General features: G+C 58.5%; 19 protein-coding genes and 1 tRNA gene. 7 read left to right on the top strand and 13 right to left on the bottom strand.

The features are described from left to right. Nucleotides 1–49 precede the first annotated feature (49 nt). From AC1DE4_RS07240 to AC1DE4_RS07250, 3 genes are read left to right on the top strand one after another with little or no spacing between them, the layout of a single operon-like run. Nucleotides 50–1609, top strand: coding sequence for an undecaprenyl-phosphate glucose phosphotransferase (locus AC1DE4_RS07240; RefSeq protein ID WP_192241821.1), 1560 nt, complete (start codon nucleotides 50–52; stop codon nucleotides 1607–1609). Further along, entirely contained in the window at nucleotides 1606–2868 is a 1263-nt protein-coding gene (locus AC1DE4_RS07245; protein WP_477880800.1) for an O-antigen ligase family protein, read from the top strand. The genes AC1DE4_RS07240 and AC1DE4_RS07245 overlap by 4 nt, the downstream gene beginning before the upstream one ends. Nucleotides 2869–2878: 10 nt before the next feature. Further along, entirely contained in the window at nucleotides 2879–3172 is a 294-nt protein-coding gene (locus AC1DE4_RS07250) for a DNA-binding protein (protein WP_018116340.1), read from the top strand. Nucleotides 3173–3196: 24 nt separating this feature from the next. Here AC1DE4_RS07250 and AC1DE4_RS07255 read toward each other — a convergent pair whose 3' ends face one another. The 4 genes from AC1DE4_RS07255 to AC1DE4_RS07270 form a co-directional block, all read right to left on the bottom strand. Further along, complete coding sequence (locus AC1DE4_RS07255) at nucleotides 3197–3409, bottom strand: hypothetical protein (protein ID WP_018859824.1); 213 nt, start codon at nucleotides 3407–3409, stop codon at nucleotides 3197–3199. Between the two features lie 177 nt (nucleotides 3410–3586). After that, a complete protein-coding gene (locus AC1DE4_RS07260) occupies nucleotides 3587–3802 on the bottom strand; it encodes a hypothetical protein (protein WP_029792597.1) in 216 nt (71 codons plus the stop codon). A gap of 217 nt (nucleotides 3803–4019) precedes the next feature. Next, a tRNA-Pro gene (locus tag AC1DE4_RS07265) sits at nucleotides 4020–4096 on the bottom strand. Nucleotides 4097–4502: 406 nt separating this feature from the next. Beyond that, the gene (locus AC1DE4_RS07270) at nucleotides 4503–5537 is read right to left on the bottom strand and encodes an IS110 family RNA-guided transposase (protein ID WP_477880802.1); all 1035 of its coding nucleotides are present in this window, start codon (nucleotides 5535–5537) and stop codon (nucleotides 4503–4505) included. A gap of 427 nt (nucleotides 5538–5964) precedes the next feature. On the opposite strand from AC1DE4_RS07270, the gene AC1DE4_RS07275 reads away from it, so the two are divergent. The 3 genes from AC1DE4_RS07275 (at nucleotide 5965) to AC1DE4_RS07285 (ending at nucleotide 7275) form a co-directional block, all read left to right on the top strand. Next, nucleotides 5965–6342, top strand: a complete 378-nt coding sequence (locus tag AC1DE4_RS07275) for a hypothetical protein (RefSeq protein WP_037090569.1) — start codon at nucleotides 5965–5967, stop codon at nucleotides 6340–6342. 249 nt (nucleotides 6343–6591) lie between these two features. Further along, complete coding sequence (locus AC1DE4_RS07280; protein ID WP_246733624.1) at nucleotides 6592–6954, top strand: CAP domain-containing protein; 363 nt, start codon at nucleotides 6592–6594, stop codon at nucleotides 6952–6954. A 168-nt stretch (nucleotides 6955–7122) separates the two neighbouring features. Then, on the top strand, nucleotides 7123–7275 hold the full coding sequence (locus AC1DE4_RS07285) for a hypothetical protein (protein WP_018116344.1): 153 nt from the start codon (nucleotides 7123–7125) through the stop codon (nucleotides 7273–7275). 4 nt (nucleotides 7276–7279) lie between these two features. Here AC1DE4_RS07285 and AC1DE4_RS07290 read toward each other — a convergent pair whose 3' ends face one another. The 7 genes from AC1DE4_RS07290 to AC1DE4_RS07320 all read right to left on the bottom strand — a co-directional run bounded on the left by AC1DE4_RS07290 (nucleotide 7280) and on the right by AC1DE4_RS07320 (nucleotide 12573). Then, nucleotides 7280–7945, bottom strand: a complete 666-nt coding sequence (locus AC1DE4_RS07290) for an HAD family hydrolase (protein WP_018859821.1) — start codon at nucleotides 7943–7945, stop codon at nucleotides 7280–7282. 125 nt (nucleotides 7946–8070) lie between these two features. Then, nucleotides 8071–8613, bottom strand: coding sequence for a MerR family transcriptional regulator (locus tag AC1DE4_RS07295; protein WP_018859820.1), 543 nt, complete (start codon nucleotides 8611–8613; stop codon nucleotides 8071–8073). Nucleotides 8614–8830: 217 nt separating this feature from the next. Beyond that, nucleotides 8831–9169, bottom strand: coding sequence for an integration host factor subunit alpha (locus tag AC1DE4_RS07300; RefSeq protein WP_007531489.1), 339 nt, complete (start codon nucleotides 9167–9169; stop codon nucleotides 8831–8833). A 107-nt stretch (nucleotides 9170–9276) separates the two neighbouring features. Next, on the bottom strand, nucleotides 9277–10248 hold the full coding sequence (locus AC1DE4_RS07305; protein WP_026372141.1) for a beta-ketoacyl-ACP synthase III: 972 nt from the start codon (nucleotides 10246–10248) through the stop codon (nucleotides 9277–9279). Between the two features lie 19 nt (nucleotides 10249–10267). Then, complete coding sequence (gene plsX, locus AC1DE4_RS07310) at nucleotides 10268–11314, bottom strand: phosphate acyltransferase PlsX (protein WP_025661225.1); 1047 nt, start codon at nucleotides 11312–11314, stop codon at nucleotides 10268–10270. 103 nt (nucleotides 11315–11417) lie between these two features. Next, nucleotides 11418–11972: a YceD family protein gene (locus AC1DE4_RS07315; RefSeq protein ID WP_018116898.1), complete on the bottom strand. Its 555-nt coding sequence runs from the start codon at nucleotides 11970–11972 to the stop codon at nucleotides 11418–11420. A 10-nt stretch (nucleotides 11973–11982) separates the two neighbouring features. Further along, nucleotides 11983–12573: a ubiquinol-cytochrome C chaperone family protein gene (locus AC1DE4_RS07320; protein WP_192241830.1), complete on the bottom strand. Its 591-nt coding sequence runs from the start codon at nucleotides 12571–12573 to the stop codon at nucleotides 11983–11985. A 179-nt stretch (nucleotides 12574–12752) separates the two neighbouring features. On the opposite strand from AC1DE4_RS07320, the gene AC1DE4_RS07325 reads away from it, so the two are divergent. Beyond that, nucleotides 12753–13289, top strand: a complete 537-nt coding sequence (locus AC1DE4_RS07325) for an outer membrane protein assembly factor BamE (protein WP_018116900.1) — start codon at nucleotides 12753–12755, stop codon at nucleotides 13287–13289. 70 nt (nucleotides 13290–13359) lie between these two features. On the opposite strand, the gene AC1DE4_RS07330 is transcribed toward AC1DE4_RS07325, so the two are convergent. After that, nucleotides 13360–15495: a sodium-translocating pyrophosphatase gene (locus AC1DE4_RS07330; RefSeq protein WP_018859200.1), complete on the bottom strand. Its 2136-nt coding sequence runs from the start codon at nucleotides 15493–15495 to the stop codon at nucleotides 13360–13362. 207 nt (nucleotides 15496–15702) lie between these two features. Further along, nucleotides 15703–16185, bottom strand: coding sequence for a transcription antitermination factor NusB (gene nusB / locus AC1DE4_RS07335; protein ID WP_018116902.1), 483 nt, complete (start codon nucleotides 16183–16185; stop codon nucleotides 15703–15705). Between the last annotated feature and the right edge of the window lie 3 nt (nucleotides 16186–16188).

Below are 16188 nucleotides of genomic sequence, written 5' to 3' on the forward strand. Positions count from 1 at the left end.
TTAGGGGCTTTCTGTTATTGCCGGCGTGATAACCAGCGGCGGTAGCCTCATGAACAAGGCAGAGAAAAGCGAGCAGTTTGACCTGGAAGCGCTGCGGAAGCAGGTTTCCGACATCCATCGACGCGACGAAGGCGCGGATGGAACGGTTCAACCGGAGCCGATCAACGCCTATGCCCGTCAGATCGCCGAGCAATTCAGCACCGGAAACCGCTCGCCGGCCATCATTATCGGTCAGTTCCGACTTTTTGAATTCGCCTCACAGTTTCTCGTCGGGTTGCTTGCATTCCTCTTCTGGCCCGGGAACGGGGGCGAAACCCTTGCAGGGCGGGCGATCGCTGCCACCGTTGTTGCGGCACTCCTCGTCAGTGCGCTCCAGACGGCCGACACCTACTCCATCCCAGCGCTCCGCGCCCGCATGCGCCTGCTGCCGCGAGTCCTTGCCGTGTGGGCATCCGTCTTCCTGATTGTCACGGCTGCAAGCGTACTCTCCGGCAACATCGGCCGGGCACAGCCGCAAGCACATTTTGCGTGGTTCATTGCCGGCGCAATCGTCCTCCTCGCCGCTCGCTTGTTGACGGCCTACGGTATCCGCAACTGGTCACGCAATGGCATCATGGAGCGCCGCGCGGTGATCGTCGGTGGCGGGGCACCGGCCAAGGAGTTGATCCGCATTCTCGAACAGCAACCCGACAACGACATCCGGATCTGTGGCATTTTCGACGACCGCGGCGAGAAACGGTCGCCGATCATGGTCGCCGGCTATCCGAAGCTCGGAACGGTCGCCGAACTGGTCGAGTTTGTACGCATTACCCGTATCGATATGCTGATCATTTCCCTGCCGCTTAGCGCGGAGGCCCGCATCCTGCAGCTGCTGAAGAAGCTTTGGGTGCTGCCGGTCGACATTCGCCTTGCTGCGCACGCAAATCGCCTGCGCTTTCGCCCGCGTGCCTATTCGCACATCGGGTCTGTCCCGATGCTCGATATCTTCAACAAGCCGATCAGGGACTGGGACTCGGTTGCCAAGCGCTGTTTCGACATTGTCTTTACGCTGCTCGCCCTGGCGCTCCTCTGGCCGATCATGCTTGCAACGGCAATCGCCATCAAGGTCACCTCGAAGGGGCCGGTCTTCTTCATGCAGAACCGTCATGGCTTCAACAACGAGATCATCAGGATCTTCAAGTTTCGCTCAATGTATGCCGACAAGGGTGACCCCACCGGACGTGCCGCGGTCACCAAAGGCGATCCACGCGTCACACCCGTCGGACGCTTCATCCGCAAGAGTTCGATCGATGAACTGCCGCAGCTTTTCAACGTGTTGAAGGGTGACATTTCGCTGGTTGGCCCGCGCCCACATGCCATTCTGGCCCAGGCGAAGGACCGCCTCTTCGGCGACGTCGTGGAAGGCTATTTCGCGCGTCATCGCGTGAAGCCCGGGGTGACGGGTTGGGCGCAGATCAACGGCTGGCGCGGCGAGGTCGATCACGACGACAAAATCAAGTTCCGGACCGCCTACGATCTCTACTATATCGAGAACTGGTCGCTCTGGTTCGATCTGAAAATCCTGTTCCTCACGCCCTTCCGGTTGTTCAATACGGAAAACGCCTATTGAACGCGGCCTCGGCGACACATCTTCGCGTTGCTCAACCACAACGAGCAACGGTGCGGCTGATCGGTTCGGCGATGGTTGCCTTAGGTGTCTTTCTCTCCGGCTTCGTTATCGATGAGCCGGCGCCCTACGAGCTGTGGATGGCCGCCCTTCTCGGCATCTGGTTCATCCTCGGTCTCAGGATTTCACGCTTCACAGCGCCGCTGCTTGCCCTGCTGCTTGCCTTCAACATCGGCGGCATGCTCTCGCTGACCCAGATGAAGGACCTCGGGACCGGGCCAATGTATGTCGCGGTCTCGACGTTCCTCGCATTGACTGCGCTCTTCTATGCCGCGATCGTCGAGGACAGCCCTCGGCGCCTGCCGCTCATCTTCAATGCCTGGGCGTTCGCCGCCGTTATCACCTCCCTGCTCGGGATACTCGGCTATTTTCACGCCTTCCCCGGCGCAGAGGTCTTCACGCTCTACGATCGTGCCAAAGGCGCCTTCCAGGACCCGAACGTATTTGGCCCATTCCTGATCCCGCCATCGCTCTACCTTGTCCACGCCATTCTTGTCGGCAATCTGAGGACGTCGCCGATCAAAGCGGTAGCGCTCTTGATCCTGGCACTGGGCGTTTTCTTGTCGTTCTCGCGTGCGGCCTGGGGCCTCTTTGCCGCCGGGATTCTCCTGCTGATCTTCTGCATGCTACTCAAGGAACGCAGCGGCGCGTTTCGACTGCGCATCCTGATTCTGTCGCTTGCGGCGATCATGTTGCTGGTTGCGTCGCTGGTCGTCGCGTTGCAGTTCCCGAAGGTCAGTGCGCTCTTTTCGACGCGCGCCCAGCTCGTGCAGCAGTATGACGGTGAGCACCTCGGTCGCTTCGAGCGCCACCGCATCGGCTTCACGATGATGATGGAACGACCGCTCGGAATCGGTCCGCTGGTCTTCGGCACGATGTTTCCGGAGGATGAGCACAATGTCTGGCTGAAGTCGCTGACGAGCTACGGCTGGCTTGGCTTTGTCAGTTACGTCACCATGCTCTGCTGGACAATCTATCTCGGGTTCAGGAACCTGCTGAAGGATCGGCCTTGGCAGCCCTATCTGATGATCGCGTGGATCGGAGTGCTAGGGCATGTGGCAATCGGAAACGTCATCGACATCGATCACTGGCGACATGTCTATCTGCTTTTCGGTGTGGTCTGGGGCTGCGCCGCGCTGGAACAGCGCCATAGACGCAATGGCGCTTCACATCGGGCTTGCGAACGAGCGCCGACGCGCTAGTCTTTGATTCATGATCACAGCGACACAAATGCGCGGCGCCCGCGCGATGACCGGAATGAGCATCGAGCAACTGGCAACCGCCTCAGGTCTGCCCGCTGCCACCATCGAAATAATGGAGCGCGATGAGCGGGAAGGCGAGCCGCATGCGCTGCTCGCGGTCAAACAAGCGCTGGAGGCGGCGGGCATCATCTTCATCGCCAGCGGCAACCATGACGAAGGCGGACCGGGCGTCAGGCTGCGAGCACGTACCGGGATCGACGAAGGGATCCGCCCGGAAAATCTCAACGCGGCAAACGACGACTAGTCGGGCGCTCTTCAGGTTCCGAAATTACAAATAAGCCCTTGCGAGGGCGGCAAGCTTGCCCTTGTCCCTAACGCCCTGTCGGTAGAGCTGGATCAGGAGCGCGCCGATGACTTCGGCAGCCGGTGTATCGCGCGCAAGTCCCCTGTCCCGGCAGACATCGTCAAGTACTCCGGACAGGAGGTCTAGATCATCCGAGAAAAGTGGCAGGTCACGTGGAAGAACTGGGGATTTAAGCATCACGCCACAGGTTCCATGAGGGCTAATGACACCACTAGCATTGACGTCGACCGCCCATCCATAGCCGACGATGCGGGCACTATGCGCCCGAGCCGGTGATTTATCAACCGAACATTTCCAACGGAAACATATATGTGAACGGCGTGTTTCAGGCCGGTCTGATGGGCGACTTCCGCCTCAATTTTTCAGCCGCTCAAAGGCAAGCTGCGAATAGATTGAGTCCTCGATGATGACCGTTGCGCCGACCTTGACCAGATAGGTCTCGGCGAGGTCCGTCAGTGCCAGTGCGACTTCCTGTTCCGACCAGCCCGACGATATGGCCTTCTCGACCAGAGCCTCGAAGGACTCCGCCAGAGCTTCCCGGCATGTTTCGCTTGCCTCGCGGTTGGCCATAGGTCGTCCACCAACAGTTGTCGAACATATATTACATGAAACTAATAATTATTCGAGTGATTAAGAAATTTTTCTATCAGCGATATATCTGTGCTGCCCCGACATCAGAAACACTGACAGGAAAAGGGCAACTGCGTCGCAGTTGATTTTCGGCAAGGCTAGCCATGAGAGAGAGATCACCATCGGCTGCTGGGGGTGCCGAAGGTTACTATGTAAATGGTCGGGGCGACTGGACTCGAACCAGCGACCCCTTGACCCCCAGTCAAGTGCGCTACCGGGCTGCGCTACGCCCCGACCTGCCGAAACGGCCTGATCCTGTTAGTATTTTGGAATTTCCGGCGCAAGGGAAAAATCATGCATGAGGAATAAAAAGGAACGAAAGCCGGGGATAGGTGGGGTTGCAACAGAAGTTCCATATGTGGACGGCTCCCTGTTGCAAGTGTTTTCTGCAGATATTTTTGATCGGATCGCTTGCTTCCATATGTGCGGCCTTTGTGTGTGGTCGCACATGACCACTGGCCAAGATGGTTTCCGCAACGCGCGTTCCTAACACGGCAACGACCTTAAAAGGCCAGTGGAATTAACGGAGTGTCACGCGTCTTGGATCGATCGATCGCACCATCTGCTCTTCACTTGCAAGTTCACAGCATCAGCTCAGCACGGTGACGTCCCTGCTCACCGTGATGGCCAATCTCCTAAATTAAACTGTTGCGCTTTGTCCTTCTGTACGCCTGTAAGTCTCGCCGCTCACCATGAGCTTCCAAGCAATACGGGCGATCTTGTTGGCCAGCGCCACGGCCACCAATTTCGGTTTTTTCCGTTGCAGGAGCTCGATAAGCCATCGGGAAGCATGCCTGCTTCGACCTGCTCTGACGTGCTGGAGAAGAGAAGTGGCGCCCACCACCAATATACTTCGCAGCATTTCGTCACCGGCACGGGTGATCACCCCAAGCCTGACCTTGCCTGCAGTCGAATGGTCTTTTGGTGTGAGCCCTATCCAGGCGGCAAAATCTCGACCAGATCTAAATAGCCGCGGATCTGGGGTCTTAATCATCAAAAGCGATGCGCCGACCGGCCCGACACCCGGAATTTGGGCCAGGCGCCTGCTGCATTCATCGGAGCGATGCAACGCGGTCAGTTTTTCCTCGACCGCCTTCGTTTCGGCAAGCAAGTCGCGATACTCAACGCCATGCATGGCAAAAAGCTCGCGGGCCAATGCAGGCAGGGATTGATCAGCCGCAATCCGCTCGAGCAACGGTTCGATGCGGCACATGCCCTTGGCTGCGGCTATGCCGAACTCCATGGCAAAGCCGCGGATGGCATTGGCGAGCTGCGTTCGATTGCGAATGAGTCTCTCTCGCAAACCGACCAGCATCAATGCCGCTTGCTGGTCCGCAGTCTTCACCGGCACAAACCGCATTGTGGGGCGGCTCATCGCCTCACACAAAGCCTCTGCGTCCGCCGCGTCGTTCTTGCCGCGTTTTACATAGGGCTTTGCCAATTGAGGCGCGATCAATTTCACCTCATGACCGAACGAACCTAACAGCCTCGCCCAATGATGAGAACCTCCGCAGGCTTCGAGTGCGATGGTAGTCGGCGGCGTTTTCTCGAAGAATTTCACCATCTCCCTACGCGAAAGCTTCTTGCGAAGGACTGGTTGCTCGACTGCGTTCACGCCATGCAATTGGAAAACGCTCTTTGACGTATCCATGCCAATTCGGATAATCTCTTCCACGGACGGTCTCCTTCGATTGAGCTTTCAACGAACTCATTCTGGCACATTGCGATGCCGTTGGGAGCCGTCCACCCCAACACGGCAGTTCCGCTGCCGTCCGTGAGACCTGCGTCTCACAGCAAATCAGGCCAGCGAGCGTCTTTTGCATGTCGGCAATCAAATATGTGCGGTCCCTCCGATAAAAGATGCGCGCACTCAGAGTGGCGATCGCAATCGAAACGCTTGCCGGCAGTGACGAAAGGCTTTGAACGCGAGGCTTGACTAGAGGCAAAGAGAGTCACAAACTTCTGAATTGTAAGTAGCCTGTTTCGGACCCCGGCTCATAGTTCCCATCGAGATACGTCGAAATACTGGCTTGATTTAGCAACTGCTAGAAGAGATTTTCTTGGCGGGGGGCCTGTCGTTTGACGCCCTCATGGGGGAGCACATGAAGAGAATCATGATCGCCGGCCTTTTGTTGCTTAGTTCCTGCGGAAGCGTCACTCAGCAGACAATCCCGTATACCCTCTCGGAGGGCGAGGTTTCTGCCATTCAGAACACAGTTCGAAGCTACCTCAAAGATCCCTCCAGTGCGACGTTCAAGAGCATGATGGCGGCACAGAGACAGCCCGGGATCGTCTATGTTTGCGGCATAGTGGACTCCAAGAACAAGGGCGGTGCCTTTACTGGCGGAGAGCCCTTCGCCGGTGTTTTGAGAAACACAAGTGCGACGGGAAGAGCGGCCTTTTCGTTTACCCTGACGGCCCAAGGCAGCGCACAAACAAACTTCAACAATATGTGCCGGCAGAATGGGGTCGTCAGCTGACGCTTGTCCTCTGAGCGTCTCCTGACATCACCCAGCTGGCCAGCTCGTTGGAATCTACATTTCGGCTCGACATCGAAAATCGAGGCGTCATGCCCGTTTATGGTTGCCTGGATCGTTTGCTTTGTGTCTGCTCAGGCCCGCCAAAGGCGAATTCTTGCCAAGATGGGAAATCCGACAATGAAGACGCTACAGACAATAGCAATTGTGGTTCTGAGTTCGGCATGCATTAGCGCAGCGCAACCACCAACGATGACAGGCGATTTTGGCTCCCAGACGCTCGCTCTCATCAATTCGTATAGGGCGAGCCGTGGCCTGTCTCCCCTCGCCGCAAATGGCACTTTGAAAGCCCTGGCGCAGCAGCATAGCCGCTACCAGGCAGCTCGGCGAAGCATGAGCCACTATGGTTTCCGCCAGAGATCGGCTCAAGCCAGAGCCGCTGGGCTCAGTGTGGTATGTTCAGAGAATGTCGCGATGGGGTATACGACACCGCAGCAGCTTTTTGCTGGCTGGAGGCGCTCCTGGGGCCATAACACGAATCTGCTTCGACCTAATCTGCGATACGCGGGAGTGGCCACTGTCGGAGGCTACTCGACTTTCTTCGCTTGCCAGTAGCATCATCTCGATTTTGATTTTTGCCAACGCCGGGAAGTGTCAGTGCTCGGTCGTGGTCGAAAACGCTTGCTCGATCGGCCCTCCGCGAATAAGAAACCTCGGAAACGCGAGACTTTGGATAAGACCATGCAGATTGAGATCCCCTGCCCCAAATGCAGGAACACCCGAATGAAATTCGAGCGGCCCGAACCGCTCGACACCGATATCCTTACCTGCTTCACCTGCGGACATGAATTGGGAACGCTGGGTTCGGTAAAGGCAAAAATGATTGCTGCTTTCGAGCGCATGAAGAAGCAGGCGCAGCAACAGCGCAAGCACTAGCGCGCTATCTGACCAGCGCAACGCGCCCGTCTGGGCCGGTGTCGACACGCCACTCCCGATAGTCGGAGATCGAAAAGTGCGGCGTTGCGAACGGCGTCGTATGCGTCTCGGTGATGACTGTCACATCCGCGCCCGCCGCTTCGCCTGCGAGAATTCCGGCAACGGCATCTTCGAACACCAGGCATTTCGTCGGATCGACTCCGAGGCGCTTGGCCCCCAGCAGGTAGCACTCCGGGCTCGGTTTCCCGGCTACCACTTCTTCACCGCTCACCATCGCCACGGGCGTCGGAATGCCTGCGGCGGCCATGCGCCGCCGGGCGAGTTCGATCGGTGCCGAGGTTACGATCGCCCACTTTGCCGGTGGAATGCTGTTCAGGAAATCGATCGCGCCGGGGATCGAGACGATACCTCCAACGTCCTCCATCTCCTCCTTCAGTAGCTGCTTTGCCTCATACTCCGGATCGACGCCTGGCAACGCCAGCTGGCGAATGACGTCGGAGGCGCGAATGCCATGGATCGTCTTGAGGAAAACCTCTGGCTCGAGGCCATGCCGCATAGCCCATTCCGTCCAGACGCGTTCGACCACCGCGATCGAGTTCAAGAGCGTGCCATCCATATCGAACAGGAAGGCGTCATAGAATTTGCCGGGAACGGAATGAGACGCGGTCACGAAGGTTTCCTTGGTACTGACTGGAATTACGCTCGCCGCCGACTACGATGCGTTTGGCAGAGGCCGTCCGAACGCGCGGGCGATGCTTCACTAACTAAGCCATCGAGGCGCTCCGGTAAATTGGATCAGCGAACTTGATCCAACAGGCGCTTGCATTCGAGGAGATCGTAGAGTGCTTCCTGAAGCAGCGCTCGATCCTCCTTGCCGACGCTCGACTTGCCGATCGAGATTTCCGGGGATTCTTCATCGCCACCGCCGAAATTGAAGAAGCGGCGTGTGATCGGCGGCTTCGCGCGGCCAACCACCTGATCCTCCTCGGACATTCCGACCCGTGGCTCGGCCGCATCACCGCCCTCCGGCGGGCCGCCCGTCAGCGCCTGGACGCTGGCGAGATCGCCATGCCCGATGGAGATGACAAACTTGTTGCCGTTGGTCTTCAGAAGTTTCTGCACGCCCTTGATGGTGTAGCCGTGATCATAGAGCAGGTGGCGAATGCCCTTCAGAAGATCAATATCCTCGGGCCTGTAGTAGCGGCGGCCGCCGCCGCGTTTCATCGGTTTGATCTGAGGAAACCGAGTCTCCCAGAAGCGCAGGACATGCTGTGGAAGGTCTAGGTCGTCCGCCACCTCGCTGATGGTGCGGAACGCATCGGGGCTCTTATCCAACATCCTTACTCCCTACGCGGTCTCGGGGTGCGCCGCGCGTCTGTTCGGCTGACAAGGCGCAGCTGTGTCTCACGAACGTCAGAACCGAGCCGCGACTCATCATATTTCAACGGTTTGACGCCGCGAATTCAAGTCACCTCTTGAATACCGCACAGATCGTTCAGGGAAGATTGCAGGTTGTTGTCGTCGAGCGAGAGGGACCTCCCTCTCCTCAGCTCAATCAGGAAGCCGGATTTGCGGCCTTCTGCTTGGTCTTGCGCAGAGTATGCGCCTTGAGGATCCGCGTCTTCAAGACATTGGAGGCCTTGAAGGTCATGACGCGTCGGGGAGAAATCGGTACTTCCTCGCCAGTCTTCGGATTGCGGCCGATGCGCTCATTCTTGTCGCGCACCTGGAACGTCGCAAAAGACGAGAGCTTGACGGTTTCGCCGCGAACAATCGCGTTACAAATCTCGTCAATGACAGTTTCCACGAGCTCAGCAGATTCGGTTCTTGAAAGACCGACCTTACGAAAAACTGATTCCGCCAGGTCTGCTCGCGTCACTGTCTTTCCGGTCATGGTTTCCCCGCCCATTTGCCAATTATATTATGAAAGCGGACAAAGAGTATTTGTCTTGCGCCTCACGGTCAAGCTCTTGTTCGTCGGTAGTTTTTTGGATTTTCGGGTTACCAGCGCAGGAGTGCTGCGCCCCAGGTGAAGCCGCCGCCCATCGCTTCCAACATCACCAGATCGCCTTCCTTGATCCGGCCGTCGCCAGCGGCCGTGGCCAGCGCGAGCGGAATCGACGCGGCAGACGTGTTGCCGTGGAGATCAACCGTAATGACTACTTTCTCAGGTGCAATATGCAACTTCTTGGCGGAACCGTCGATGATACGGCGATTGGCCTGGTGTGGCACGAGCCAGTCGAGATCGTCGGCGGTCGTTCCCGTGGCGTCGAAGGCGGCCTGAATGACGTCAGTGATCATGCCGACTGCATATTTGAAGACTTCGCGGCCCTCCATGCGCAGCTTGCCAACCGTGCCAGTCGTCGAGGGACCGCCATCCACATAGAGCTTCTCCTTGTGGGAGCCATCGGAACGCAGGTGCGCCGTCAGCACGCCACGATCAGCGGTCGTGCCCTTGCCCTCGGCAGCCTCCAGCACGATCGCCCCGGCGCCATCGCCAAAGAGGACACAGGTCGTGCGATCGTTCCAGTCGAGAATGCGCGAGAAGGTCTCGGCGCCGATTACCAGCACGCGCCTGGCGAGACCGCCCCTGATAAAGGCGTCGGCCGTTGTCACAGCATAGACGAAGCCTGTGCAGACGGCCTGTACGTCGAACGCAAAGCCATGGTGCATGCCCAGGCGGTTCTGGATATTGACGGCAGTCGCCGGGAATGTGTTGTCGGGCGTCGAGGTGGCACAGATGATAAGATCGATATCAGCTGGCGTCAGGCTTGCCTTGTCGAGCGCAGCACGCGCCGCAGCTTCGCCGAGCGACGATGTCGTCTCGCCCTCGCCCGCGATGTAGCGTTGGCGAATGCCCGTACGCTGGACAATCCATTCGTCCGATGTGTCCACGACATCTTCCATGTCGCGATTGGTCATAACGCGTTTCGGAAGTGCGGCTCCGAACCCGCGAACAACTGAACGGATCATATTGCTTAAACCCCGTCGCTCATGCGGCTTCCGGCCCGATCGGGGGCAGCCGCTTGGCATGATACTTTTGAAGATCGTTTTCTATTTTCTGATTGAGGCCATTCTTGGCCATGTCGTAGCCGACCTCGATGGCGGCAGCGATGCCTTCGGCATTGGCGCCGCCATGGCTCTTGATGACGACGCCGTTGAGGCCGAGGAAGACGCCGCCGTTCACACGGCTCGGATCCATCTTTTCGCGCAGCATGTCGAAGGCGCCCTTGGCGAAGAAGTAGCCGATCTTGGCAAGCAGCGTGCGCGACATTGCAGCGCGCAGATACTCACCGATCTGCCGCGCTGTACCTTCGGCCGCCTTCAAAGCAATATTGCCAGAGAAGCCTTCGGTCACGACGACGTCGACGGTACCCTTCCCCAGGTCGTTGCCTTCGACGAAGCCATAGTACTCGAGCGAGTCGATGTTGGCCTCACGGAGCAGGCGCCCCGCTTCCTTCACCTCTTCCTGGCCCTTGATCTCTTCGACCCCGACATTCAGCAGGCCAATCGACGGACGCTCGATCTCGAACAGCGCACGGGCCATTGCCCCGCCCATGAGCGCGAAATCCATCAACTGCTGCGAATCCGCGCCGATCGTCGCGCCCACGTCGAGAACGATGCTCTCGCCCTTCAAGGTGGGCCAGATGGCAGCGATCGCCGGCCGCTCGATATTGGCCATCGTACGCAGACAGAACTTGGCCATCGCCATGAGCGCGCCGGTATTGCCGGCCGACACCGCGACGTCGGCTTCCTTCGTCTTCACCGCTTCGATCGTCCGCCACATGGTGGAGATATAGCGACCGCGACGGAGCGCCTGGCTCGGCTTCTCGTCCATGCGGACGGCCAGCTCGCAGTCGTGGAAAACGGTCTTTTCCTTGAGCTTCGGAAACCTGTCGAGAACCGGCTCGCACTGTTCCTTCAATCCATACATCACGAAGAAAATATCGGGATGTCTTTCCAGTGCCTTGGCGGCGCCGGGGATGACAACCTGGGGACCAAAGTCGCCACCCATGAGGTCGATAGAAATTCTGATCACGCGTCCCTGATCCTTGTTTTTCGCCTCCGGCGGGCGAAATTTCGGCCAAAATACCGGTTTTCCCGTCGCTTACAACTGAATTGTGTCAAATCCCCAACGGGGTTCAGTCCTTTTTCCAATCCTTCAGCACGGCGAAGGCAGACGGCTTTTTATCGTTCTCTCCAGTGTCTTCTATGTGACCGGAGAACTCCACACCGGGCTTGCGCGGATAGGGATCGATCGCAAGAGCTGCGAATTCCGTAACCACCTCACCTGCGTCAATCGTATCGCCGGTGAAGCTTTCGGGAAGGTCCGGGCCATCGGGGTCCAGCACCATTTCGCCGGCATCATTGGCGGGCCGGCGCGCAAGCTTGGAATTCTCCGGCACGAAGATCTGCTCGAAGCTCTCGTCGATCTCCGATGGGACCGGATCGAGGGTCACGACGCAGGACTGGACGATGTTGGCACGCACCCTGCCCTTGATGCGCACACCATCCCGCTTCCACCGACCGATCTGGAGGTCAGCACCAAAGCTGTCCACCGATAGGACACTCCAACTGTCCGCAAGGGCTGCCAATTCGCGCTTGTCGGCCTCCAGATGCACCTCGACAGGATTGGCCGATATATGACCTACATTTACGAGGTAGGAGAACGGAACGTCGTCTCTTTTGTTTTTCATCGTCTCTTCCTCACGCTACCTTCGGAAGTGTCGCCGAGCCTGTCGCTATGACGTCCTCCGACTGAGACAAAAGATGGTCTTCGGCAACAAACATCCAGTCCGCGAGACCGCGCATATCCACCGGCTCATTCGCCTTCGGATGAATGTTTCGCACGAGCGCCGCAGCGAGTCCTTCGGCATCCCCGGTGTCCATCGCCTTGGCGTAGGCCTCCAGGCGGCCATAGAACATGCCGGCCAGCTTCTTCATGCGTTTGGGAACCGTGTTGTCACCGATCCCCAATTCACGGATGGAGTAGTCGATATCCTGGAAGAAGGCGTCGACGATTTCCTGCGCGATCTCCTGGCCGCTCGTCCCGGAGGTTCGTGTGCGCCGGAAGAAGAGGATCATCACCGCCGAAAGCATCTCGAAACGCCCCATCACCGTATCCGGGACATTCAAGCGCTCATAGAATTCCGGCATCCGTGCGGCCGACGTCAGTGCCTGATATTGCCGATCTACGATTACCTGGTTGTTGTTTTTCTTGCCAAAGAGCCCGAAGATCATCGTTTTTTCCGGAAAGGCCTCATTCTGGGCGCCAAGCGGCGTCCGGCCTTGTTGCATGATTTCGAAAGCTGGTTTACCGAAGCAGGCGCGAATTGCAATGCCGAAGGTGGCCACTTTCGGGACAGCACCCCTTCTGTCCGCATGAGCCAACGGGATGTCTCTCCCCGGAATGGCCACAATGGTTTTGCATCAGCGATCTGAGGCCGGTGGCTGCCATTCATAATTTTAGGGAGTAGATGTCGTTGACGAAACGGTATTTCAAGTCTGACAAAAAATTCCTCAGCAATGCCGCTATTGCCATCATGATCGCCTCCGCCGGACTTTCAGGCTGCCAGACACAAACCGTCCTCAACGGTGGATATGTCGCCGACGAGCAGTCGCTGAATCTCGTCCCAGTAGGATCGAGCCGCGAGCAGGTTCTCCTATCCCTCGGCACCCCGTCCACGACGGCGACGTTCGATGGCGAAGTCTTCTACTACATCTCGCAGCGCCGCGAGCGCTCCATGGCCTTCCAGAAGCTGAAGGTGGTCGATCAGAGCGTGCTGGCGATCTATTTCGACAAGGACGGCATCGTTACGCGCCGTGCGAACTACACCCTCAAGGACGGCAAGATTTTCGATACGATTACCCGCGTCACCCCGACGGGCGGCAAGGACTTCACCTTCCTACAACAGCTGCTATCGGGCGGCAGCGCGGCGAACGCTGCGAAGGGCCTCTTCGGTGGCGGCACCTCGCAGCCGGCCTCGCCGCAGAACCCGGCCAGCCTCCGCTAAAGCGGGAGCGAACTCTCAAAGAAAAACCCGCCGGATCGCTCCGGCGGGTTTTTAGTTTCGGCGATGTGCCTCAAGCCAGGACGGCGAGAAGCAGAAGAGCGACGATGTTGGTGATCTTGATCGCCGGGTTAACGGCAGGACCAGCCGTATCCTTGTAGGGGTCGCCGACCGTGTCGCCGGTCACCGATGCCTTATGCGCGTCGGAGCCCTTCATATGGCGAACGCCGTCCTTGTCGACGAAGCCGTCCTCGAAGGATTTCTTGGCATTGTCCCACGCGCCACCACCCGAGGTCATCGAGATCGCGACGAACAGGCCGTTGATAATAACACCGAGCAGCGATGCGCCCAGCGCCGCGAAAGCGGAAGCCTTCGAGCCCGAGATGATCAATACGCCAAAGTACACGACGATCGGGGCAAGAACCGGCAGAAGCGAAGGAATGACCATCTCGCGGATGGCTGCCTTGGTCAGCAGGTCAACCGCCCTGCCATAGTCTGGACGCTCGGTCCCTGCCATAATGCCGGGCTTCTGCTTGAATTGACGGCGAACCTCTTCGACAATTGCGCCGGCCGCGCGGCCGACGGCGGTCATCGCGATGCCACCGAAGAGATAAGGAATGAGACCACCGAAGATCAGTCCGGCAACGACGTAAGGATTGGAAAGATCGAAGGAGATGTCGCCAATACCTGCAAAATAAGGGTACTTGTCGCCGTTGGCGGCAAAGTATTTGAGGTCGTAGGAATAGGCCGCAAACAGAACCAGGGCGCCGAGGCCAGCGGAACCGATCGCATAGCCCTTGGTAACGGCCTTCGTCGTATTGCCGACTGCGTCGAGCGCGTCGGTCGACTTGCGTACTTCCGGCGGCAGGTGGGACATTTCCGCAATGCCACCGGCATTGTCCGTCACCGGACCGAAAGCGTCGAGAGCAACGATCATGCCGGCAATGCCGAGCATGGCGGTAACCGCGATGCCGGTGCCGAAAAGGCCGCCGAGCTGATAAGTCGCCAGGATGCCGCCGACGATGACAATCGCCGGGAGGGCTGTCGATTCCAGCGACACCGCAAGACCCTGGATGACGTTCGTGCCATGGCCGGTCACAGAGGCCTGGGCGATCGAATTGACTGGGCGCTTGTTGGTGCCGGTGTAATATTCGGTGATGACAACAATCAGTGCTGTGACGAGCAGGCCGATCAGACCGCAGACAAAGAGATGCGTGCCGGTAATGTCCTCGCCACCGACCGAGCCAATCGAACCCCAGCCGATGGTTAGTGATGTCGCTGCGCCAAGGCCGATGATCGACAGCAGGCCGGTGACGATGAGACCCTTGTAAAGGGCGCCCATGATCGAGCCATTGCTGCCGAGCTTGACAAAGAACGTACCAATGATCGAGGTGATGATGCAGGCGCCGCAGATCGCAAGCGGGTAGAGCATCGCCGATTCAAGAACGGGTGCGCCGGCAAAGAAGATTGCGGCGAGAACCATGGTCGCGACGACGGATACGGCGTAGGTTTCGAAAAGGTCAGCTGCCATGCCAGCGCAATCGCCGACGTTGTCGCCGACGTTATCGGCAATTGTCGCGGGGTTGCGCGGATCATCTTCCGGGATACCCGCTTCGACCTTGCCGACGAGGTCACCGCCGACGTCAGCGCCCTTGGTGAAGATGCCACCGCCGAGACGGGCGAAGATCGAAATCAGCGACGCACCGAAGCCAAGCGCGACGAGGGAATCGATGACTTCGCGAGAGCTGCCTTCGTGCCCAAGCACGACAGTCAGCACGTAGTAGTAGATCGACACGCCAAGGAGCGCGAGACCGGCCACCAGAAGCCCGGTGATGGCACCCGACTTGAATGCAATCTCAAGTCCGGCGGCCAGGCTCTGGGATGCCGCCTGCGCCGTGCGAACATTGGCGCGCACCGAGACATGCATGCCGATGAAGCCAGCAGCGCCTGACAGAACAGCGCCGATGAGGAAGCCGATTGCAGCCGTGCCGGAGAGCAGCAGCCAGGCTGCAATGAAAACGACGATGCCGACGATTGCGATGGTCTTATACTGGCGCGTCAGATAGGCCTGCGCACCCTCACGAATATAGCCTGCAATTTCCTGCATGCGCTTGTTACCCTGATCGGCGGCAAGCACCGACCGGGTTGCCCAGATGGCATAGACCACCGAGAGCAGACCGCATGCTATTACCCATAAAAGAATGCTCATTTCGCTCTTTCCTCCAAAAGAGCCGGAGCTCACTCCCTCTCCGGCTGCGAATACGCCGACTCGATTTCCTCCCACAGAAATGCTGCAACGCCGGGCGGAGATTGCGTGGAGGAAAACGGCGCGTCAAGCCCGTAAGAGCCAAAAGCCCTTGCAGCACAATGGGAACGGAGGATTCTTGGAGGTCGGGCCTGCCGACCCGGCAGAACGCTACTTCTTGGCTTCGCCGCGCACCTGCTTTGCGATGCGGTCAAGCACGGCGTTGACGAGCTTCGGCTCATCGTCGCTGAAGAAGGCCTGAGCGATTTCGACGTATTCCGTCACGATGACCGCAACGGGAACATCCTTGCGTTCGAGAATCTCGAAGACGCCGGCACGGAGGATCGCGCGGACCGTGCTATCGAGACGCGACAGCGCCCAGTCGTCCTGTAAGGCGGACGCAATCATTGGGTCAAGGCGACGCTGCTCCCGCACGACGCCTGATACGATCGAGCGGAACCAGGAGGGGTCGGCCTTCAAATAGGTCTCACCGTCAAGTTCCTGGCCCAGGCGATGCGCCTCGTATTCAGCCACGATCTCCAGCACGCCGGTGCCGCCAATATCCATCTGGTAGAGCGCCTGAACGGCAGCAAGGCGCGCAGCACCTCGCTGGTTTGCAGCCTTGACCGGACGCTCCGAGTTCTCGTTGTTCATTCG

It is taken from the genome of Rhizobium sp. 10N414 (assembly GCF_056394785.1).